This window comes from Amycolatopsis thailandensis (assembly GCF_042723255.1).
Taxonomy (GTDB): Bacteria; Actinomycetota; Actinomycetes; order Mycobacteriales; family Pseudonocardiaceae; genus Amycolatopsis; species Amycolatopsis thailandensis.
In genome coordinates, this window is the sequence record NZ_JBHXJK010000047.1 from 40,716 (window position 1) to 63,037 (window position 22,322).

The 22,322-nt window shown below is 72.4% G+C and carries 14 protein-coding genes; all 14 read right to left on the bottom strand.

Annotated elements, in window-relative coordinates:
• Positions 1-136: 136 nt before the first annotated feature.
• Positions 137-1,174: a 3-deoxy-7-phosphoheptulonate synthase gene (locus ACFWMR_RS20325; protein ID WP_378379467.1), complete on the bottom strand. Its 1,038-nt coding sequence runs from the start codon at positions 1,172-1,174 to the stop codon at positions 137-139.
• Positions 1,167-2,573: a DHA2 family efflux MFS transporter permease subunit gene (locus ACFWMR_RS20330; protein ID WP_378379468.1), complete on the bottom strand. Its 1,407-nt coding sequence runs from the start codon at positions 2,571-2,573 to the stop codon at positions 1,167-1,169. Before ACFWMR_RS20330 ends, ACFWMR_RS20325 begins: the two co-directional genes overlap by 8 nt.
• On the bottom strand, positions 2,570-12,529 hold the full coding sequence (locus ACFWMR_RS20335) for an amino acid adenylation domain-containing protein (RefSeq protein WP_378379469.1): 9,960 nt from the start codon (positions 12,527-12,529) through the stop codon (positions 2,570-2,572). The genes ACFWMR_RS20330 and ACFWMR_RS20335 overlap by 4 nt, the downstream gene beginning before the upstream one ends.
• On the bottom strand, positions 12,523-13,299 hold the full coding sequence (locus ACFWMR_RS20340; RefSeq protein ID WP_093932285.1) for an ABC transporter ATP-binding protein: 777 nt from the start codon (positions 13,297-13,299) through the stop codon (positions 12,523-12,525). Before ACFWMR_RS20340 ends, ACFWMR_RS20335 begins: the two co-directional genes overlap by 7 nt.
• Positions 13,296-14,336 (bottom strand): FecCD family ABC transporter permease, encoded by a 1,041-nt coding sequence (locus tag ACFWMR_RS20345; protein WP_378379470.1) that lies wholly within the window; start codon positions 14,334-14,336, stop codon positions 13,296-13,298. The genes ACFWMR_RS20340 and ACFWMR_RS20345 overlap by 4 nt, the downstream gene beginning before the upstream one ends.
• A complete protein-coding gene (locus ACFWMR_RS20350) occupies positions 14,333-15,316 on the bottom strand; it encodes a FecCD family ABC transporter permease (RefSeq protein WP_378379471.1) in 984 nt (327 codons plus the stop codon). The genes ACFWMR_RS20345 and ACFWMR_RS20350 overlap by 4 nt, the downstream gene beginning before the upstream one ends.
• Positions 15,313-16,317, bottom strand: coding sequence for an ABC transporter substrate-binding protein (locus tag ACFWMR_RS20355; protein ID WP_093937294.1), 1,005 nt, complete (start codon positions 16,315-16,317; stop codon positions 15,313-15,315). The genes ACFWMR_RS20350 and ACFWMR_RS20355 overlap by 4 nt, the downstream gene beginning before the upstream one ends.
• 32 nt (positions 16,318-16,349) lie before the next feature.
• Positions 16,350-17,204, bottom strand: coding sequence for a siderophore-interacting protein (locus ACFWMR_RS20360; RefSeq protein ID WP_378379472.1), 855 nt, complete (start codon positions 17,202-17,204; stop codon positions 16,350-16,352).
• Positions 17,201-17,434: a phosphopantetheine-binding protein gene (locus tag ACFWMR_RS20365; protein WP_378275217.1), complete on the bottom strand. Its 234-nt coding sequence runs from the start codon at positions 17,432-17,434 to the stop codon at positions 17,201-17,203. The genes ACFWMR_RS20360 and ACFWMR_RS20365 overlap by 4 nt, the downstream gene beginning before the upstream one ends.
• Positions 17,431-18,102, bottom strand: a complete 672-nt coding sequence (locus ACFWMR_RS20370; protein WP_378379473.1) for an isochorismatase family protein — start codon at positions 18,100-18,102, stop codon at positions 17,431-17,433. The genes ACFWMR_RS20365 and ACFWMR_RS20370 overlap by 4 nt, the downstream gene beginning before the upstream one ends.
• Positions 18,099-19,721 carry a (2,3-dihydroxybenzoyl)adenylate synthase gene (locus tag ACFWMR_RS20375; protein WP_378379474.1) on the bottom strand — a complete coding sequence of 541 codons (1,623 nt, stop codon included), beginning with the start codon at positions 19,719-19,721 and terminating at the stop codon, positions 18,099-18,101. The genes ACFWMR_RS20370 and ACFWMR_RS20375 overlap by 4 nt, the downstream gene beginning before the upstream one ends.
• Positions 19,718-20,914: an isochorismate synthase gene (locus ACFWMR_RS20380; protein ID WP_378379475.1), complete on the bottom strand. Its 1,197-nt coding sequence runs from the start codon at positions 20,912-20,914 to the stop codon at positions 19,718-19,720. The genes ACFWMR_RS20375 and ACFWMR_RS20380 overlap by 4 nt, the downstream gene beginning before the upstream one ends.
• A gap of 166 nt (positions 20,915-21,080) precedes the next feature.
• Entirely contained in the window at positions 21,081-21,830 is a 750-nt protein-coding gene (dhbA, locus tag ACFWMR_RS20385) for a 2,3-dihydro-2,3-dihydroxybenzoate dehydrogenase (RefSeq protein WP_378379476.1), read from the bottom strand.
• A 97-nt stretch (positions 21,831-21,927) separates the two neighbouring features.
• The coding region (locus ACFWMR_RS20390) for a GerMN domain-containing protein (RefSeq protein WP_378379477.1) at positions 21,928-22,322 on the bottom strand (395 nt) is incomplete at its 5' end.

Below are 22,322 nucleotides of genomic sequence, written 5' to 3' on the forward strand. Positions count from 1 at the left end.
GCGAGTTCGGTCTCCAAACACGCGAGTCACGTGCCCAAGCACGCGAGTCACGTGCCCAAGCACGCGAGTCACGTGCCCAAGCACGCGAGTCACGTGCCCAAGCACGCGAGTCACGTGCCTGATCACACGAGTACCGCTAAAGAACGCCGGCCTTCCTAGGGGCGCTCAGGCGTCGCACCGCGTTCGCGCAGGCGAGGGATTCCAGCAGCGGCACCGTCCGGTCCCAGCCCAGGCAGGCGTCCGTGATGCTCAGGTCGGGACGCGGCCGCGTGGACCCGACGTCCTGCCTGCCGTCCGAGAGGTACGACTCGATCATCACCCCGGCCAGCGCGTCGTTGCCCGCCGAGATCTGATCGGCCAGATCCGCGACGACCACGGGCTGCCGGTTGTGGTCCTTGCCGCTGTTGCCGTGTGAGGCGTCGACGACGAGCCGGTGCGGCAGGGCGGCGGTGGTCAGCGCGTCGAGGGCGTCCGCGACGGCGTGGGCGTGATGGTTCGGTTTCGGGCCGCCACGCAGGACGAGGTGGGCATCCGGGTTGCCGGTGCTGCGCTGGATCCGCGCTCGCCCGTCCGCCGCGGCGCCGGGGAACACGTGAGGCAGCGCGGCCGACCGGACGGCGGCGACGGCCGTGTCCAGCCGCCCGGAGACGCAGTTCTTCATGCCGATCGGCATCGGCAGCCACGACGCCAGCTGCCGGTGCGGCTGGCTGGCCACGGTCCGCGCGCCGATCGCGCCCCAGCTGATCGTGTCCGCGAAGTAGGGCGCCAGGAACGGGTCGACGAACTCGTAGGCCAGCGGCAGTCCGGTCGCGGCGGCGTCGGCCAGGAACCGCCGTCCGAGCCGGATCCCGGACGCGAGATCGCCCTTGCCGTCCAGGGTGGGGTCGGGCACCAGACCGGTCCAGCCCGCGATCGTGCGCGGTTTCTCCAGGTAGGCGCGCAGGACGAGGACGAGGTCGTCGGCGAAGCGCCCGGACACCGCGGCGAGCCGGTGCGCGTACTCGAGCGCGCCGTCGGTGTCGTGCACCGAACACGGACCCACGACGACGAGCAACCGCGAGTCGCGCCGGGCGAGGACGTCGGCGACGGTTTCGCGGTGCCGGGCGATCTCGTCCGGCACGACGTCGCTCATGGCCACCTCGGCCGGGCTGGGCAGGGTGTCCTGGTCAGGCATCCGCGTGACCTCTCTTCTTGTCGGGGGCGGCCACCCCGGCCCGGGGCAGCCGCGTCGCACCGGCGACCGCCACTACGGCGAGGCCGAGAACACACCAGAAAGCGTCGGCGAAGGCCGCGGCGACGTCCGGGCCGCGCGCGGCCAGCCGGGCCTGCAGCACCACGGCCAGCACCGCGGTGCCGATCGAGCCGCCGAGCGTGTTGAGCAGGTTCAGCGCCCCGGCCGCGCGGGGCAGCCGGGCGGGTTCGACCCGGCGGTAGACGATCGTCATCACCGGCGCGCCGATCAGCGCCGCGCCGAAACCGCGCAGCAGCAGGGAAACCACGATCACCCAGTCCGGAAGACCGGCGCCGAGCTGGGTGAAGGACGCGGTGCCGAGGGCGACCAGCCCGATCCCGCTCAGCACCAGGGTGCGCGGCGAGATCCGGTCGACGAGCCGGTTCACCAGTACCGAACCGGCCGCCGCGCCGATGCCCTGGGGCACCAGCAGCAGGCCGGTGTCCCAAGTGGACAGGCCGGCGCCGCGCTGGAGGTAGAGCGGGAGCAGGAACATGGTGCCGAACACGGACGCGCCGAGCAGCACCAGCGCGAGCGCGGCGACTCCGAACGGCGGCTGGGTGAACAGCCGCGGATCGAGCAGTGGCGCCTCGGCCCGCAGACCGTGCCGGACGAACGCCGCGAGCATGACGACACCCGCCGCGACCGCGAGCCCGGCGACCACCGGGCTCCCCTGTTCGAACCAGGTCAGCCCGAACACCAGCACCGCGAGTCCTGGCGAAAGCAGCAGGGCGCCACGGAAGTCGAACCGGTCGCCCCGGCCGCCCGGCTCGCCCGCCGGGACCCAGCGCCGGGCCAGGATCACGGCCACCACGCCGACCGGAAGGTTCACGTAGAACAACCACGGCCAGTCCGCGACGGCGAGGATGGTGCCGCTCGCCAGCGGGCCGAGCACCGGCGACAACAGCGGCACGAGACCGACGACGCTGATCACGCGGCCGATGCGGTCAGGGCCGGCGGCCCGCGCCAGCAGCGCCTGACCGGTCGGTGGCAACAGGCCGCCCGCGAGCCCTTGCAGGACGCGGAAGGCGATGAGCGCGGGCAAGGTCGGCGCCAGCGCGCACAGCAGGGACGCCAGCAGGAACACGGCGACGGCGGTGAGCCAGACGCGGCGGCCGCCGAACCGGTCGGCGAGCCAGCCGGACGCCGGCACCGCGGTGACCACGGCCAGCAGGTACGCCGTGGTCACCCATTGGACGCCGGTGACCGGCGCGCCGAACTCCTCGGCGAGGGTGTCGACGCCGACCGAGACGATCGTGCTGTCCAAGGTCGCCATGAAGGTGCCGAGCACGAGCACGGCCGCCGTGCGCCACAGCGCGGCGTCGATCGGGCGCGCGGTCACCGCTTCCCCACGAACCCGGCCGCGTCGCCGTCCAGCCACGACGGCAGCTCCCGGAGGAACCGGACGAGGTCGTCGGCCAACGGCTGAGCCTCCCCCGCGTACAGGACACCTTCCCAGCCGTCCTCGCCCGGGACGACGGTGACGCTCACCGGATGGTGCGTCCGTTCGCGGAACCTCGTCCCGGTGACGGTGAGGCCGGGCGCGGGTTCGCGCAGTTTCGCCGGATCCACCGGGTAGTTCTCGAACACGAGCAGGCTGTCGAACAGCCGCTCACGCCCGGCGAGCGACGCGAGTTCGGGCAGGCCGATCCGGTGGTGCCCGGCCATCGCCTGCTGCCGGGCTTGCAGGTCCGCGAGGGTCTCGGCGACCGTCCCGGCGAACCGGGCGCGGACCGGGACACTGTTGGCCAGCAGGCCGATGATCTCCTCGACACCGTCCACATCGGACGTCCGGTTCGAGGTCATCACGCCGAAGCTGACGTCCGGCCGTCCCGCGTGGGTCGCGAGCACGGCCGCCCAGGCACCCTGCAACAGGGTGTTGGCCGTGAACCCGCGTGCCGCGCCCAGCCTGGTCAGTTCCGCGACGAGCGGACCGTCCACGGTGAACAGCGCGGGTCCGGCCGCGCCGCCGGTGCGCGGCAGGTGGTCACCTTCGGGAAGACCTTCGAGTTCCGATCGCCAGGCCCGGACGTCCGCCGAGTGATCGGCAGCGGCGAGCAGGCGGGTGTACCGGGTCGGCGGCACCGGATCCGGCAGCGGCTTCCCCGCGTACAACGCGAACAACTCACCGAGGATGCGCGGCGCGGACCAGCCGTCGGACAGCAGATGGTGGCTGGTCAGCACGAGAGTCTGACGGCCGGGCCCGTGCCGCAGCACGGTGACGCGCCACAGCGGCCCGTTCGCCAGGTCGAACGGCTCCGCGAGCTCCTCGTCCAGCGCGGCGTCCGCTGTGTCCAATTCGGACACTTCGCACACACGGAAACCAGCACGTGGCTCAGCGGGGATCACCTGGACCTCGTGCGACGGCGGGAACACGGCGCCCAGGTTCGGCTGCCGCCGCACCAACGCGGTGGCAGCGGCCCGCAGTGCCTCGACGTCGAGGTCACCGGACAGCGTGAACGCGGCCTGCACCGGGTACGGATCTTCTTCCGCGGTCCGGGACTCGCGCAGGATCACCTCCTGCAACGGCGTCAGCGGCATGACCTCGCCGGGCCCCGGCACGTCGGCGGCGAGTTCGTCCAGCGCGCGGCCGAAGTGCTCGCCCAGCACGACGATCTCGTCCTCGGTGAACAGCGCGGACGGCCAGGTGAAGCGGACGCCGAGGGTGCCGCCGTCGGGGACCATCGCGTTCACCGTCAGCGCGTACGGCAGCGGCATTTCCGGGCCACCGCCCGAACCGAGCGGATCGGCGTCCGGCGGGCGCTGCCACGGGGTTTCCGTGACCGGGGCCGCCGGGAAGCGGCCGAGATAGTTCCAGGCGATCTCGGGCCGGGGCCCTTCGACGCCGAGGATTCCGTGGCCGAGGCCGTCCCCTGCCGCACGCAGGTGATCGCGGACGGCCCTCAGCGCGTCCGGCAACGGTCCGGCGGGCGGGGCGATCCGCGCCGGGTGCACGGCGGTGAACCAGCCCACGGTCTGCGCCAGGTCGACCGTACCCGCGAAGTCCGGGGTGTGCCCCGGCCTGCCGTGACTCTCGACGGCGACGAGCAGGTCGGCGTCGGTCCCGCGCCAGGCCGCGACCGCGCGGGACAGCGCCGTCAGCAGCACGGTGTCCGGGCCGGTGCGGTAGGCCGTCGGCAGGGCGGTGAGCACGGCGTGGGTGGTGTCCGCGCCGACGTCGATCCGGTGATGCCGCGCGGTCGCGACGGTGTCCCGCGCCGGATCGAGCCGGGTACGGCCGAGCGTGGCAACCGGCGCCGAAGAGATTCCGCGCCAGTACGGCAATTCGTCCTCTCGATGCGGAGCGGCCGCCCGCAGCGATCGCGCCCAGCCCAGGAAGGACTGCCCGCGCCGGTGCGGGGTGTTGCCGTGGAAGGCCTGTTCGACGTCGTCGAGCAGCACCCGCCAGGTCACCGCGTCGGCGACCAGGTGATGGGCCACCAGCAGCAACCGTCCCGGCCGCTCGTCGCCCACGTCCGCCAGCACCGCGCGGAACAACGGCCCGGTGCGCGGGTCCATCCGCGCCACGACCTGGCCGGCCTCCGCGTCCAGCACCGTGCGCGGATCGCCGGACACCCGGACCGCGGTCAGCACGTCGGCGCCGGTCACGGCCCCGACATCCGGGACGCGCAGCGCGTCCTCGACCAGGTGTGCCCGCAGGACGTCATGGCGGGCGAGGATCGCGTCGAGCACCGAACGCCAGCGGGGCACGTCGCCCGCCGAAGGCACACAGATCTCGACCCACTGGCAGAACCCGTCGGCCGCCTTTCCCGCGCGCAGCAACAGATCGCGCATGATCGGCGTGAGCGGGGCGTCGCCGACCGCGTGGGCTTCCTCGGACCGTTCGGGTTCGCCGCAGCGCGCGGCGATCCCGGCGACCGTGCCGCCTTCGAAGACGTCGCGCGCGGTCAGGTGCAGCCCTTCGCGGCGGGCGCGGGACACCACCCGCAGCGAGGCGATGCTGTCCCCGCCCGCGTCGAGGAAACCGTCGTCCAGGCCTACATCGGGGCCGAGCAGGTCGCGGACCACGCGCAGCAGCACGGCTTCCGCCGGGGTGGCGGGTTCCCGTCCGCCGTCGGAGCGGGCCTCCGGCGCGGGCAGCGCGGCCCGGTCCAGTTTGCCGCTCGGGCCGAGCGGAAGCCGGTCCAGCGGCACGAACGCGGTCGGCACCATGTACGCGGGCAGCTCCGCGGCGAGGTACTCGCGCAGCGCGGCCGGCTCGGGTTCCGTGCCGTCCACAGGAACGACGTACGCGACCAGCCTGTCCTCGCGGACGATCACCGCGGAGGCGCGCACGTCGTCGTGCGCGGTCAGCGCGGTCTCGATCTCGCCGAGTTCGATCCGGAAGCCGCGCAGTTTGACCTGGTGGTCGGCGCGGCCGAGGAAGACGATCTGCCCGTCCGGCCGCCAGCGGACCAGGTCGCCGGTGCGGTACATCCGCTCCCCCGGCGGCCCGAACGGATCCGCGACGAACCGTTCGGCGGTCAGTGCCGCCCTGCCGACGTAGCCCTGGGCGAGCTTCGGCCCGGCCAGGTACAGCTCACCGGTGACGTTCGTCCCGACCGGGAGCAGCCCTCCGTCGAGCACGTACGCGCGGACCTCCGGGTCCGGTCGGCCGATCGGCAGCGGTCCGGGGTCGGCCGGGTCGTAATGCCAGGTGACCGAGTTGATGGTGACCTCGGTCGGGCCGTAGGCGTTGAACAGCGCCCGCCGGTTTCCCCAGCGCCGCGCCAGCTCCGGGTCGAGCCGTTCGGCGCCGACGACGAAGAACACGTCCGGGTCGACGGTCGCGTCGTCCGGCATCGCGGACAGGAACGACGGCAGGAGGTTGAGCCCGGTGACGCGGTGCTCGGCGGCGTAGGCCAGCAGGTCGTCGCCGGAGACGCGCACCTCCTCCGGCGCGATCACCGAGGTCCCGCCGGACAGCAGCGGCAGCATGAACTGCCAGAAGGCGACGTCGAAACTCGTCGAGGCGAAATGCAGGTACCGCTCGGCGGTCCCGATCCCGACGATGTCCTCCTGCAACGCGATCAGGCTCGGGACGCCACGATGCGGTACCGCCACGCCCTTGGGTTTGCCGGTGGTGCCGGAGGTGTAGATGACGTAGGCGAGCGCGTCATCGCTGAACGGGACGGCCGGATCCGTGTCCTCAGTGGACAGTTGATCCGGATGGATCACCGGAAGATCCTCGATGTCCGAAGTGGACACGACGGCGGCGGGCTCGATGTCGCCGAGCATGTACGCCAGCCGATCGGCCGGGTAGTCCGGGTCCATCGGCACGTGCACCGCGCCCGCCTTGATCACGCCGAACAGCGCGACCACGAGGTCGACGTCGCGGCGCAGCAGGACCGCGACCGGGTCCTGCGGCTTCACCCCGGCGTCGATCAGGGTGTTCGCGAGCCGGTTGGCCCGGCGGTCCAGTTCGGTGTAGGTCAGGCTGCGATCGCGGCACACGACGGCTTCGGCGTCCGGGGTCTCGCGGACCCAGCGGCCGAACTCCGCCAGCATGCCGCCGCGTTCACGGCGGGGTTCCGGCCCTTCGCCGAGGCGCAGCATGGCGCGTTCTTCGTCGGCGTCGAGCGCGCGCAGCCGGGAGACCGGTCGCGCGGGATCGGCGACGATCTCGTGCAGTACGGCCCGCAGCCAGCGGCCGTAGGACTCGGCCTCGTCGCGGGTGAACGCCTGCGGCTGGTAGCCGAGGCCGACGGTGAACTCGTCGCCCGGCAGCACGATCACCGTGAGCGGATAGTGCGTGGCGTCGGTGATGTCGACCCCGACGAGATCGAGGCCGGGCGCCAGGGTGGTGCGGGCGCGGCTGGAGAGCGGGAAATTCTCCATCACCAGCATCGTGTCGAACAGGTCGCCGACACCGGCCGCGCGCTGGATGTCCGGCAGCCCGGTGTGGTGGTGATCGGTGAGCCGGACGCTTTCGGTGTGCACGCGCTCCAGCACGGTGCTCGCGGTGTCGGCGGCGTCGAATCGCACGCGCACCGGGATCGTGCTGCCGAGCTGCCCGATCATGCGCTCGACGCCGGGGACGTCGGCCGGGCGCCCGGACACCGGGCAGCCGAAGACGACGTCGCGGCGGCCGGTCAGCCTGGCGAGCAGGACGCCCCAGGCGGTCTGGAAGACCGTCGTCGGGGTGATCCCGCGTTCACGGGAGAAGGCTCGCAACCGCTCGCTGAACTCTCCGCCCAGTTCCACGGTGACGCGCTCCGGACGCTCCACAGTGGACTCCAGGCTCGCCGGGGCGAGCCGCGTGCCTTCGTCGAGCCCGGCCAGCGCCTCGCGCCACGCCGCCAACGCCGCGTCGGGATCACGGTCGCCGAGGACCCGGTGGTACTCGGAAAGCGGCGGGGCGACGGGGGCCGCCGGGCCGCCTCCGAGTTCGGCGTAGGTGGCCAGCAGGGTGCGGCCCACCAGCGGCATCGACCAGCCGTCGAGCAGCGCGTGATGGTTCGTGAGCACCAAGCGGTGCTCGTCCGGGCTCAGCGTCAGCAGCAGGAACCGGATCAGCGGCGGGGTCGCCGGGTCGAAGGGCCGGGCCAGCTCGGCACGGCACTCGACCTCGACCTGCTCCGGTGACACGCTCGCGGACCGCCAGTCCAGCGTGACGTCGGCGGGCACGACCTGGACGACCTCGCCCGCGTCGGTGGTGTGCAGGTGGACACGCAGCGCGGGATGCCGCCGCAGCACTTCCGCCGCGGCTTCACGCATGCGGTCGGCTTCGAGCGCGCCGCCGAGCAGGGTGACGGCCTGGACCACGTAGACGTCGGTGTCTTCGGTGCCCCGCGCCAGCGTGTGGAAGGAAAGCCCGGTCTGCAACGGGGTCGCGGGCAGGACGTCCTCGACGCGGCCCAGGCGTTCGAGCGCGTCGATATCGGCCTGGTCCAAGCCGACCAGCGGCAGGTCGGACGGCGTGAGACCGCCGCCGTCCGGTCCGATCTGGGCGGCGTGCGCGGCCAAAGCCTCCAGTGCTCGTGACCACGCTTCCTGGAGGGCCTCGACGCTCTCAGGGTCGAGCACTTCACTGGCCGCGGTCCACTCGACGGCGAGCCGGGGACTGCCGTCCTCCCGGACGAAGCAGTTCAGCGCCAGTACCTGTTCCAGCGACTTCGCCTCAGGTTCGGTGACCGCGAACGGGTCCTCCTCCGGTAGCCGCCAGCCCGTCCCCGGCAGGGCCGCGAACCGGCCGAGGTAGTTCAGGACGACGTCCGGCGGCGGGACGGCGGCGAGCTCGTCCCGGGTCAGCGGGTCCAGATACCGCAGGACACCGAAGCCGATCCCGTTGTCCGGCACGGCGCGCTTGGCTTCTTTGGCGGCACGCAGCAGCTTTCCTGCCGCGTCGCCGCCCGCGCACGCGCTGTCGAAATCGGTGCTCGCCGCCACCGCCGCGGCGGGCACGCGCAGCGGATGCTCGGCGGTGAACCAGCCGACCGTGCGCGACAGGTCCAGGCCGTCCTGGTCCCGGCCGTGTCCTTCGAGGGACACGGTTTCCGCCTCGACCGGGGCGTCCCGCCACGACCGGAGGGCGAGTACGAGCGCGGCGAGCAGGACGTCGTCCGGTCCGGCGCGATAAGCCACGGGCAGGCTCGTGAGCACCGCGTCGGTCTGTTCCGGCGAGGCGACGGTGACCGAACGCCGCGCGGTCGCGACCGTGTCGGCGGCCCGGTCCAGCGGCCGGTGGCCGAGACGCGGACCGTCGAGCGCGCCGCGCCAGTGGTCGAGTTCTCCGCGCCGGGCGCCGGATTCCCCCTGCTCGGCAAGGAGAAGCGCGTGCCGTCGCCACGACGTCCCGACCGGTTCGAGTGGTTCGCCCGCACAGGCCGCACGCAGGTCCGGCAGGAGGACGCGCCAAGAGACACCGTCGACCGCCAGGTGGTGGATCACGATCACGAGGTGGTCCGGCAGCAGCGCGACCCGGAGCACCCCGGTCCGGAGGTCGAGCGACGCCGCGAGTTCCGCCGCGACCTCGGCCGGGTCACCGGTCGTCTCGATGACGACGTCGGACGCCTTCACCGCGCCGCGCTCGCGGACGCGCAGTTCGTCCTCTGAACGCAGACGGAGGACGTCGTGATGGTCCAGAAGTGTTTGGACGCCCTCGATCAGCAGGGTGGGCGGAAGGTCCTCGCCGAGCCGGATCGCGGTCCATTGCGTGTAGCCGGCGACCGTCGCGACGTCCGGATGCGGGTCGAGAAGCGCGCGAACGATCGGTGGGGCCGGGACAACGCCGTCGGGCTCGTCCGGCGGGGCCACCGGACCGCCGATCTCGGCGCTCGCCGCGGCGAGCGCCTCGAAACTGCGGCGGGCCAGCAGATCACGCGGGCGCAGGTCGAGGCCGTGCGCGCGCAGCCTGCTGCTGACGCTGATCGCGGTGATGCTGTCGCCGCCCAGCGCGAAGAAGTCGTCGTCGACCGCGACTTCATCGACGCCGATCACCTCGGCGATGGTCGCGCACAGCAGCCGTTCGCGGTCGGTGGCCGCGGTCCGCCCGGCCGCCGCGCGCGGGGCGGGCAGCGCTATCCGGTCGATCTTCCCGTTGGGGGTCAAGGGAAGCGCGTCGAGCAGGACCACGGCGGCGGGGACTAGATGCTCCGGCACGCGCCCGGCCAGTTCGGCGCGGACCTCGTCCGGGACGACCTCGCCGACGACGTACCCGACCAGCCTCGGTCCTCGCACGGCGGCGGCGGCCGCGCGCACACCGGGAACGGCGGCCAGCGCGGCCTCGACCTCGCCGAGTTCGACGCGGTGGCCGCGCACCTTCACCTGACCGTCGCGGCGGCCCAGGTACTCCAGCCCGCGACCGGGCACCCAGCGGACGAGGTCCCCGGTGCGGTACATCCGGTCGCCGGGCGCGCCGAACGGATCGGCGACGAACCGCTCGGCGGTCGCGCCGGGACGCCCGAGGTAGCCGCGCGCCAGATGCGGTCCGGCGAGGTACAGCTCGCCCGGCGAACCCGCGGGCGCCGGGCGCAGCGCGGCGTCGAGCACCCGGACCGAAGTCCCCGGTACCGCGGTCCCGATGGTCGGTTCCCCGGCGTCCAGCCAGGATCCGGCACCGTCCACGGTGGCCTCGGTCGGGCCGTACATGTTGCGGGCACGGACACCGGACTCCGCGACCCGGCGCCACAGCGCCGGCGGAGTCGCTTCGCCGCCGAGGACGAGCAACGCGGGCCGGTCCGGCCCGTCGAGCAGTCCGGCGTCGACGAGCGGCGCGGCCATCGACGGCGTGGTGTCGACGACGTCGATCCGGTCCCGGGCGAACGCGGCCAGCAGTTCGTCGGCGTCACGGGCGACGTCGGTGCCGTAGACGTGGAGTTCGTGCCCGAACAGCAGCCACATCAGCTGATCGAGCGCGGAATCGAAGGCGAACGAGTAGGTGTGCGCGACCCGCAGCCGCCTGCCCGCGGCGCGTTCGGTCTCGGCGACCGTGGTCGCGCGGTGATGACGCAGCAACGTGGCCAGGCCGCCGACCCGGCCGAGGACACCCTTGGGGCGGCCGGTCGAACCGGAGGTGAAGATGACGTACGCGAGATGTTCCGGATGCCGCGAAATCTCCAGCGGCGTTGAGTCCAGTGTGGACAGATCGGTTTCGCCGAGCAGCAACTGCGGCCCCGGCACGATTTCCGGATCGTGGGCCACGGTGAGCACGGCACCGGCTTCGGCCGCCAGTTCCCGCAACCGCTCGACGGGATGGGCGAGATCCAGCGGCAGGAACGCGGCTCCGGCGTCGAGCACCGCCAGCAGGGCGACGACGAGATCCGCCGACCGCGGCAAGGCCAGCGCGACGACGTCGTCGGCCCCGACACCGCGTGCCCGCAACGCCCGGGCGAGCCGGTGCACACGGGTGACGAGTTCGCCGCCGGTCAGCCGCTCGTCACCGGACACCAAGGCCGTCTGGTCCGGGTCGAGTCCGGCCAGCAATTCCGGCACACCGGCGAGGTCCGAGGAAGGCGCGGGCGTCGACCATGCCTCCAGCAGCGCGTCCCGCTCCCCCGCCGGGACCAGGTCCGCGCCGCCGACGACCGGGCCGTCCGGTTCGGTCAGCGCGGTGATCAGGCAGCGCAGCGCGGTCAGCTTGGCGTCGACCGCGGCCTGGTCGTGGGTCCGCGCGTCGACCTCGAAACCGAGCAGCAGTCCCCCGTCCGAGGTCGGGAGCACGGACAGGCCCATGTCCTCCGGCGGACCGCCCGCGACGTTGCGCATGACGCCGTGCGAGCCCGCGAAGTCGAGCTTCAGGTCGAACGCCTTGAGGTTGATGCCGCGGCCGTGCAGCAGCGCTCCGGCGCCGGGGACCGCGAGATCCTGCGGCAGGTCCTCGCCCCGGTAACGCTGGTGCGCGCGCATCTCCTTGAGCGCGCCCGCGACTCGCGCGGTCAGGTCGGTCCCCGAATCCTCCGGGAGCACCGTGACCCGCAGCGGCAGCACGTTGACCGCCATCGCCGGGGTCCGCAACGCCGCTCCTTCGCGGCACATCAACGGCATCGCGAACACGACGTCGGTCCAGCCGAGCACGCGGTGCAGGAAGGCGGCGTAGCAGGCGATCAGCGCGTCGCCCCAGGTCGTTCCGGCCCGTTTGCCCAGTTCACGCAGGCGCGCCACATCTGACGCGGGCAGCACCGACCGCGCGGTCACCGTGTTCTCGGGCGGACCCGACGCGCTGCCACCGTCGTCGAGATCCGGCAGCGGCGTGAACCGTTCGCGCCAGTACTCGCGGTCCTGCTCGAACCGTTCGCTCGCGCGGTAGTCGCGGTCGGCCTCGACGAGATCGGCGAACCGGGCGAACGTCGAAGGCGGCACGTCCTTACCCTGGACCGAGGCGGTGTAGCGGGCCGCCGTCCGGCGCGCGAGCATCGCCGCGGTGTAGCCGTCGAACACCAGATGGTGCCCGAGCTGGGTGAACCACACCCGCGACTCCGACAGCCGCAGCACGAGATGGGCGAACAGCGGCCGGTCCAGCATGCCCCGGCAGGCCTCGGCGACGCGGCGCCGTTCCGCCTCCACCCGCGCGTGCGCCGCGGTCTCCGGATCGGCCTCACCGCTCAGGTCGACGACGTCCGGCGACGGCAGCGGTTCCGTGGAGACCTGCTGGCGGGGGCCGTCCGGTGTCTCGAAGACGCGCAACCGCAGGCTGTCGGCCTCCTCCGCGGTCGCCCGGATCGCCTCGGTGAGCACGCCGAGGTCGACCGGCTGATCGCCGGTGATTTCCACGACGTCACCGACGACGTAGTACGGCGAATCGGGTTCGAGGCGCTGCGCGGTCCAGATGCCCAGCTGGGCTCCGGTCAGGTTCAGCATGAGGGCACCACCATCGGGGTTCCGGTCACCGGGTCGGGCACGACGACGCTGGGGAGATCGAAGACCTCCTTCATCAGCTCCGCGTCGACGATCTCGGCGGGCGCGCCCTCGGCGACGATCCGGCCGTCCCGCAACGCGACGAGGTGATCGGCGTAGCGGCAGGCCTGGTTGATGTCGTGCAGGACGGCGATCACCGTGCGGCCCTCGTCACGCAGGCGCGCCAGCAGGTTCAGCAGCTGGTACTGGTGCGCGATGTCGAGGAACGACGTCGGTTCGTCGAGCAGCAGGTACGGCGTCTTCTGCGCCAGCACCAGCGCCACCCACACGCGCTGACGCTGTCCGCCGGAGAGTTCCTGCACCGGCCGGTCGGCCAGTCCCGCCACCCCGGCCGCGGTCATCGCCTCGATCACCGCGCGTTCGTCCTCTTCGGACCACGACGCGAACAGCGACTGGTGCGGGAACCGGCCGCGCGCGACCAGCTGCCGGACGCGGACGTCCTCCGGCGCGACCGGGTCCTGCGGCAGGAAACCGAGTTCCCGGGCCAAACCCTTGCCGTGGAAGGAACCGACGTTCTTCCCGTCGAGCCGCACCTCGCCGCTCGCCGGATTCAGCAGCCGGACGAACGCGCGCAGCAAGGTGGACTTGCCGCACGCGTTCGGTCCGACGACGGCGGTGAACGCGCGGTCGGGCACGTCGAGGCTCAGCCGGGTCGACACGATCCGGTCGCCGTAGCGCAGGGTCAGTTCCCGCGCGGTCAAGCGGGCACTCATGTGCGCCGCACCTCCTTGGTGAGCAGCCAGATCAGGTAGCCGCCGCCGATCACGGTGCTGACCACACCGACCGGCAGCGATTCCGGCGCGAGCAGCATCTGGGCGGCCAGGTCGGCACCGGTCAGCAGCACGGCGCCGGTGAGGGCCGCCGGCAGCAGTCCGATCCCGGGCGTGCGGGCCAGCCGCCGCCCGATCTGCGGTGCCGCCAGCGCGATGAACGCGATCGGCCCGGCGACGGCGGTGACCGTGGCGGTGCAGCCGACGCCGATCAGCACCAGGACCAGCCGCAGCCGGTCCCAGCGGACACCGGTGGTGACCGCCAGCGCGCCGCCGAGCGCGGCCTGGTGCAGCGCCGGTGCCCGGGTGAACAGCACGGCGAACAGCACCGCGAGCACCCCGAACGGGATGGCGACGTCGTCCCAGCCGACCCCGTTGAGGGAACCGGCGTTCCAGCCGACCGCCGCGATCGCGATCTCGAGTTCGGCGCGCAACACGATCCACGAATTGAACGCCATCAGCATCGCGTTGATCGCGATGCCGATGACGATCAGCCGCAACCCGGACAGCCCGCCGCCGAGCGACAGCGCGTACACGACGGCCGCCGTGACCACCCCGCCCAGCACCGAACCGATCGTCAGCTGCGTCGACGTCCCCGAAAGCACGGTGATCGCGAACAGCGCGCCGGTGTAGGCGCCGGCGTCGAGGCCGATCACGTCCGGGCTGCCGAGCGGGTTGCGGGTGATGCTCTGGAAGATCGCGCCGGCCAGCCCGAGCGCGGCACCGAAGACGAGCCCCGCCAGGACGCGCGGCAGGCGCCATTCGCGGATGACCACGCCGGGGCCGCCACCGGAACCGGTGAGCGCGGCGAACACGCGGGCGGGACTCGCCCACGCCGCGCCGTAGCAGAGCCCGAGCAGGGTCAGCCCGGCGATGACCACGAGCATCGCGACCAGGAACCAGAGTGTGCGGCGTTCGATGCGAGCGGAGAACCGCCCGCGCCGCACGACGAGCGCGGTCGCTTCTTTCACAGTGGTCACAGCGGCGCCGCCCCGTATTTGCGGACGGCCCAGATCAGCACCGGGCCGCCGAGGAACGCGGTCACGATCGCGACCGGGACCTCGCCGGTCGGCAGCAGGACCCGGGATCCGACGTCCGCGGCGAGCATGAGGACCGGGCCGAGCAGCGCGGCGAACGCGATCAGCCACGGGATCGACGCGCCGGCCACCCGCCGCACCAGATGCGGCACGATCAGCCCGACGAACAGGATCGGCCCGGCCAGCGCGGTCGCCGCGCCCGCCATCAGCGTGATCAGCAGCAACGTGACCGTCCGGACCCGGGCGACGTTCGCGCCGAGCGTGTGCGCGACCGTCTCGCCGAGCGCGATCGCGTTCAGGTGACGGCTCACCGCGAACGCGCCCAGCAGGGACAGGCCGATGATGATCAGCGGGACCGTGGTCGGCGCCTGTTCCCGGCCCGCCAGCGAACCCACCGACCAGAACCGGTAGACGTCGAAGGTGTCCGGGAACAGCAGGCGCAGGCCGAGGGTCAGGCCGAGCAGCACGGCGCTCAGCGCGGTCCCGGCCAGCACCAGCCGCAGCGGCGACCGGCTGCCGACGGCGTACACCAACGCCGACGCGCCGACGGCGCCCACCACGGCCAGGCCCAGTTCGGCCGGCGCCGACGCGGCGAGACCGAGGGAGGACCCCACCGCGATGGCGAACCCGGCCCCGGCGGTCACGCCGAGCACGCCGGGTTCGGCCAGGGCGTTGCGCGACAGGGCCTGCACGAGCACCCCGCCGACGGCGAGCGCCGCGCCGACCCCGATCGCGAGTACCGCCCTCGGCATCCGGATGTCCAGGACGACCGCCCGGTCACTCGGATTCCCGTCGCCCAGCAGGGCGCGCACGACCTCGCCGGGGGCGATGGCGTGCGCGCCGATGCCGACGCTCAGCACGGCGACCACGACGAGCCCGAGCAGTGCGGCGCCGAGCAGCGCGGCCCGCCCGGTGGTGGTCACTTCTTCAGCAGCGGCGCGAACGCCTGGTCGACGGCGTCCAAAGTGGACGTCGCGGCCCGGTAGGTGGCGGCCTCGGTGTAGCGGAACGGGTAGACCTTGCCCGCCTTCACCGCGGGGAGTTCCTTCCACAGCGGCGAGTCGAGGACGTACTTGACCGGCGCGGGCACGGAACCGTCGGCGCTGACCGAGTAGGTGATCGCGTCGGCCTCGGCGAACGCGGTCGACAGCTCTTCGATCGACGGGTACTCGCTGACGTCCTTCGAGCCGCCGCCCTTGACCTTGACCTGGCCGTAGTAGGTGGCGCCGACGTCCTGGGCGATGTTGGTGCCCCAGGAACCGTTGAACTCGCGCTGGAAGTTGCCCTTGGCGACCTCGCCGTAGGCACCGACGTGACCCAGCTTCAGCTGCGGCACCACGGCCTTGTACTTCTCGGCCAGCCCCTTGGCCTTGGTGTCGTACGCGGTCTTGAGCGCGTCGAACCCGGAGGCCGCGCCGGCGGCGTCGGCCTGCTTGCGGGACAGGTCACGCCACATCGACGGCACGGACGGGCCGATCGCCACGACCGGGGCGATCGCTTCGAGCCGCTTGATGTCGATGTCGGCCAGCACCGGCTTCGGCACGCCGATGACGATGAGGTCCGGATCCGCCTGGGCGATCGCCTCGTAGTTCGTCTCCGAAGCCGCCTCGCCCGCGACCTTCGCCAGCTCGTCGTACTTCTTGCGCTCCTGCTCGTTGAACAGCGGGATGCCGCGCTTCCAGCTGGACACCCCGACCAGCGGCGCGCCGGCTTCGAGCAGCGCGGGCACGGCGTAGCCGGTGGCGATGACCCGCTTCGGCGAAACCGGGATGGTGATCTGGCCGTTGTCGGCCGCGAACACCCTGGTTTGACCGCCTTCGGCCGCCTTGCCGTCTTCGCCGGAGCCACAGGCGGTGGCCGCGGTCGCGACCGTCAACGCGAGCGCGAGCGCTCCGGTGAGCCGGCGAGTTCTTGTGGTGCGCATGGGTTTTCCTCGTTTTTTCTTCTGGGTGGGGATCAGTGGTCGTGCTCGTCGTCGAAGTCGGCGACCCCGCGTTTCCAGTACCCGGTCACGTCGTGGTCGTCCTTGCCGAGCCCGAGGTCGTTCTTGAGCCAGCGGCGCAGCGGTTTGATCTGTCCCGCTTCCCCGGCGACCCAGGCGTAGAGCCGTTCCCCGGCCGGGACCTCGATCGTCCGGACCGCGCGCGCCAGTACGTCGGAGGCGCCCGCCGCGACGTCGCCCCGGTGCAGCCAGTGCACCTCGACGTCCTCGGGCGCGGACAGCGCGATCTCCTCGCTCGCGTCGGTGACCTCGATGAACGCCCATCCCGCGGCGGTGCGCGGCAGCTCTTCGAGCCAGCGCGCGATCGCGGGCAGCGCGGTGAGATCACCGGCGAGCAGGTAGCGGTCGTAGGTGTGCGGCACGATCAGCCCGCCGGGCGGGCCGGCGACGTGCACCGGCGTGCCGGGGGTGACCTTCTCCGCCCAGCCGGAACCTAGACCGCCCTCGTGCAGTGCCACGTCGAGATCGAGTTCGCCGGAAGCCGGGTCGTACCGGCGGACCGTGTACTCGCGCGACGTCGGCGACGGCTTCGGCCAGCGCAGCATGTCGCCGTCCTGCACCGGCAGTTTCGGCTCGGCGTCCAGCTCGGGGAACAGGAGCTTGACGTGTTCGTCGGGCGAATGCGCCTCGAAACCCGCCGTCCCGGGCCCGCCGAGGGTGACGCGGAGCAGCCCGGAACCGATCATCTCGGTGCGCACGACTTCGGCCTGCCGGACACGGATCGGGTACGGCACCTTCTCCGCGTGCGCGCCCTCACGCACCTCGGCGATGCGTTCGAGGTGCCGGTGGCGATGGTCGGCGCGGCTCACGCGGCGCTCCCGGTGAGGACCCGCGTCCAGTGGCCGAGGGTCGGCTGCTCGGCGAGATCGGCGAACTCCAGGGTGTCCGCGCCTTCGGTGCGCCACTGCTCGACCAGGCCCATGATCCGCATCGAGTCGAGGCCGAGATCGGTGAGATCGGTCTCCGGCTTCAGCTCGGCCGGGTCGCAGCCGAGCAGTTCGGCGACGTCGGCGTTGATCTTCGCTGGGGTGAGACTCATTTACCTGCTCCGGCGTGGATCGGGGCCAGCGCGGCGATCGCGGCGGCCGTGGTGGTCAGGGCGCCGCAGCGCTGGGCGACGTACTCGCAGGCCTGGTCGTGGCGTTCGCGGGAGAAGTCCGCGACCGCGTCGCCGACCAGGAACGGCTGGACGTCGCGCATGAACGCCTCGACAGCGGTGGCCTGGCAGCCGATGTGCGCGTAGACGCCGGTGATCAGCAGCTGGTCCCGGCCCGCTTCGGCGAGCTGTTCGGTGAACGTGCTGCGCTGGAACGCGCTGTAGCGCCACTTCGTCAGCACGATGTCGCCCGGTTTCGGCGCGAGCTCGTCCACCACGTCCGCGGCCGAGGGGTCGTCCTCGATGACCGCGCCGATGCCGTCGCCCCAGAACTCGGTGAGCAGGCCCCGGTCTTCGGCGGCCTGGCGCCCGGGCTGCGCCGTGTAGAACACCGGAACGCCCACGGCACGGGCGGCGTCGGCCAGCGCGGCGATGTTCGCGACCATCTCCGGGATCGGGGATCCCTCGTACGGCGCGAGAAAGTACCGCTGCGCGTCGTGCACCAGCAGCGCGGCGCGGTCGGGATCGGGTTTCCAGCCGACCCGTCCGGCGGGCAGCTCGGCCTCCGTCGGCAGGGCGTACGACTGGATCTTGGGCAGTGACACGTTCACTTCTCCTTCGCCAGAGCGGCCAGCGCCACCCGCAGCTCGCGTTTGCTGGTCTTGCCGACCCCGGTCACCGGGAACTCCGGCACCACCTGGACCAGATCGGGCACCTTGAACGCCGCCACCCCGCGCTCGCGGACGAACCGGCGCAGCTCCGCCGGGGCGGGCTCGGCACCGGCCGCCGGGACGACGTAGGCGCAGGTGCGCTCGCCCAGATACGGATCCGGCACCGCGACGACGGCGGCGTCGAGCACGCCGGGGTGGGCCATCAGGTGGTTCTCGACCTCTTCCGCGGCCACCTTTTCGCCACCGCGGTTGATCTGTTCCTTGGCCCGGCCGACCACTTCCAGATGTCCCGACGGATGCTGCCGCACGAGGTCTCCCGTGCGGTAGAAGCCGTCTTCGGTGAACGCGGTCTTGTTGTGCTCGGCGGCGCGGTAGTAGCCGCGGATCGTGTACGGCCCGCGGGTCAGCAGCGCGCCGATCTCGCCCGGCGCGACGACGTCGTCCGAAGTGGACAGTGGATCGTCCGGGTTCACGACGCGGATCTCGTCGTCCGGCGAGATCGGCCGTCCCTGGGTGGCGAGGACGTACTCGTCGGGATCGTCGAGCCGGGTGTAGCAGACCAGACCCTCGGCCATGCCGAACACCTGCTGCAGGCGGCAGCCCAGCGCGGGCCCGATCTTCTCGGCCAGTTCACGGGCACACTTGGCGCCACCGACCAGCAGGACGTCCAAAGTGGACAGATCACGGGCGGTCCTCGCGGCCGCCTGCGCCCACGCCGCGGCCAGCGGCGGCACGAGCCCGGTGATCGTCACACCTTCGGCCTCGATCAGCCGGAACGCGGTGTCGGCGTCCGGTCGCGGCGCGAACACCGTGGCCGCGCCCGCGTGCAGGGCGCCGAGGAGGCCGGGCGAGCTGAGCGGGAAGTTGTGCGCGGCGGGCAGCGCCGCCAGGTACACGCTTTCCGGGCGCAGGCCGCAGATCCGGGCGCTTTCCCGGACGCTGTAGAGGTAGTCGTCGTGCGTGCGCGGGATCAGCTTGGGCAAGCCCGTACTGCCACCGGACAACTGGAGGAACGCGACACCGGCGGGGTCCGGGTCGGGCAGGGCGCGCGGAGTCGCCGCTTCGAGCACGGCGAATTCCTCCGTGCCGACGACGAAGACGTTCCGCACCGACGGGATTTCGGCCGCGACGGAACGCGCCATCCCCGCGTGGTCGAACCGTTCGTGCTCGCCGACGGTGAGGATCGCCGCGGCCTCGCTCTGTTCGGCGAAGTGCCGCAATTCGCTGGCCCGGTGCGCGGGCAGCGCGAACACCGGCAGCGCACCGGCCCGCCACAGTCCGAAGACGACGGACGCGAATTCGGGCACGTTCGGCAGCTGCACGACGACCCGGTCACCGGCCTGGATCCCGGCTCCGGCGAACCCGGCGGCGAGCCGGTGCGCGCGCTCGTCGAGTTCGGCGAAGGTCCAGCGCGCGGTCTCGCCGATCACGGCGAGGCGTTCGGCGTAGGCCTCGGCGAGGCTGGTCAGCAACTTGCCGAAGGTCTGGCCGCGCCAGTGGCCCGAGGCCCGGTAACGCGCGGCGGTTTCCGGTGGCCAGGGCACGTGATCCGGGTTCACGCCACTCCCTCCAAACCGAGCGCCCGCAGCATGGTGCCGAACTTCGCGCCGGTCTCGGCGAGTTCGGCCGCCGGGTCGGAACCCGCGACGACCCCGGCGCCGGCGAACAGGCGCACCGTCCGGTCGCGGACCTCGGCACAGCGGATGGTGACGACCCACTCGCCGTCGCCGTCCTGGTCGGTCCAGCCGACGAGACCCGCGTAGTAGCCGCGATCTTCGGGTTCGAGCGCGGCGATGGTGTCGCGGGCGAGTCCGGTCGGGACGCCGCAGACGGCGGGTGTCGGATGCAGCGCTTCGGCCAGCCCGAGCGCGGACGAACCGGCGTCGCCCGCGTCGGCGAGCCGCCCGCTGATCCTGGTCGAGAGATGCCACATCGTGGGCGTGCCGATCACCTCGGGTTCGGCGGGAACGTCGAGGTCGACGCAGAACCGGCCCAGCACCTCGGCCACCTGCGCGGCGACGTGGGCGTGTTCGTGACGGTCCTTTTCGGACGCCAGCAGATCGCTGATCCGGCGGGCGTTCTCGGCGTCGTCGGCGACCCGCGGCCGCGAACCGGCCAGCGGATTGGCCAAGACGATCCGGCCGCGGCGGGAGACCAGCAGTTCCGGACTCGCGCCGATCAGGGTGCGCGGCGCGGGATCCCCGGGCGCGCTGACGTCGACGGCGAAGGCGTGGGCCGCCGGATCGGCGTGGACGAGACGGGCCAGCAAACGCGGCACGGCGACGGGGTCGCCGCCGGTGACGTCGAGACAGCGGGCCAGCACGATCTTGCGCAGGTCGCCGTCGCGGATCTCGTCCAGCGCCTTGGCGACGGCAGTGGTGTAGACCTCCGGAGCCGGCCGCGGCGAGACCGACCAGGTCCCGCCCCCGAGCGGCGCCACCGGTCCCCCGGCGCGCGGCGGGCCGGCCCGGCGCACCACGGCGGGTACCACCAGGCTGCTCGGAGCGTCGGACCGGAACCCGATCGCCCCGGCCACCACGGGTTCGGGCACTCCGGCGACCAGCGCGGCGTCGAGGACTTCGGCGGCGGCACGGGCACGCTCGCCCGGCGCCGCGTGGACCGGGGAGTACACCCCGTCGGCGAGCAGCGATCCTCGAGCGGACGAGTAGTAGAACGATCCGGGCAGGTACGCCGCCAGCAGATCGGCCGCCTGATGGACCGGCCTTGGTCGGGCCGGTGCAGGTGAGGACACGACAGGATTCCCTTTCGCAAATACTACTGACCAGGTAGGCACTCTTGGTACGTCGCAGTGCCTTTCGCCGGCGCGGAACGCGACCCCCCGGACGCGCCGGACACACCTTTTCGGTTAGCCTAACCTAATCATACGGACCCGAAAAGTCTTCGTTGCGTCATCGAGATCACCCGCGAAGCGTGGCACCGCCGTCGACGTAGAGGTTCTGCATCGTGATGTGCCGCGCGCGCTCGGAGGCGAGAAACAGGACGGCGTCGGCGATGTCGGCCGGTTCGGCCATCCGGCCCAGTGGTATGCCGACGCGGTATTGCTCCTGATTTCCCGCGATGACAAGGTCCGCGCCGTTCTCGTCCGTCCACAGTAGACGTTGCATGTCGGTGTCGGTCGAGCCGGGCGAGACGATGTTGCAGCGGATTCCGGAGCCGGCGAGTTCGAGGCCGAGGCAGCGGGTCAGCATCGTCGCCGCGGCCTTCGAGGCGGCATAAGCGGCCATCCCGGTGCGTGGGACACCCGCGGCGTTCGACCCGACCGTCACCAGCACGCCGCTCCGGCGGGGCAGCATCCGGCGGGAGATCTCGCGGAGCACGGTGAAGACACCGGTGGAGTTGACCGCGAAAGTCGCCGCCCAGTCCTCGTCGCTCGTCTCGCAGACGGACCCCGGTTTCAGCACGCCCGCGACGGACACCCCGACCCCGATCGGCCCCAGTTCCCGTTCGACCCGCTCGACCACCAGCGCCACCGCCGCGGGATCCCCGACGTCCGCGACGAACGAGATCACCCCGTCCCGCGAAGGCCCTTCCGTCAGGTCCACCGCCGCCACGATCGCGCCGGCCCGCGCCAGTCCGTCCACGACGGCCGCGCCGATCCCGCGCGCGCCTCCGGTTACGAGCGCGACCTTGCCCTCGATCCCTTCCACGCCACAACCACCCCACGTCCCATTTGCTTAGCCTTGCCTAAGCTAGCGGGCGAATCCGGACAAAGCGAGGGACCGACACCGGTGATTCGGGCCACTCCTAACCGGGCAGGGGGCACGACAGCGGGCCGCGGTCGGTTCCTCCGCCCCGCAAAGTGATCCGCGGGATCCCGCCGACCGAGTCCCTTACCGTGCAAACGATCTGGTCGACGGCCCGGGCGGACAGCCCGGCGACGGCGATCGACAGGGTGACCGCGACACCGTTCGGCGCCGGTGTCTGGTCGAGAACCGCGGTGCCGGACGGGACTTCGCTGGTATAGCGCCTTTCACGCTCGCTCTCGTCCGGTCCGGCGGCGAGCAGGTCGAGGGGGTTCGCCGGAGCCAGTTCGCCGGCGAGCGGGCGCAGCACCCGGACCGGCTGACCGTTGAGCAGGAAGTAGAGCACCGCGCCGTTGGCCGGGCCCACCGGCGCGGGCGCACCGGGGATCACGGCAC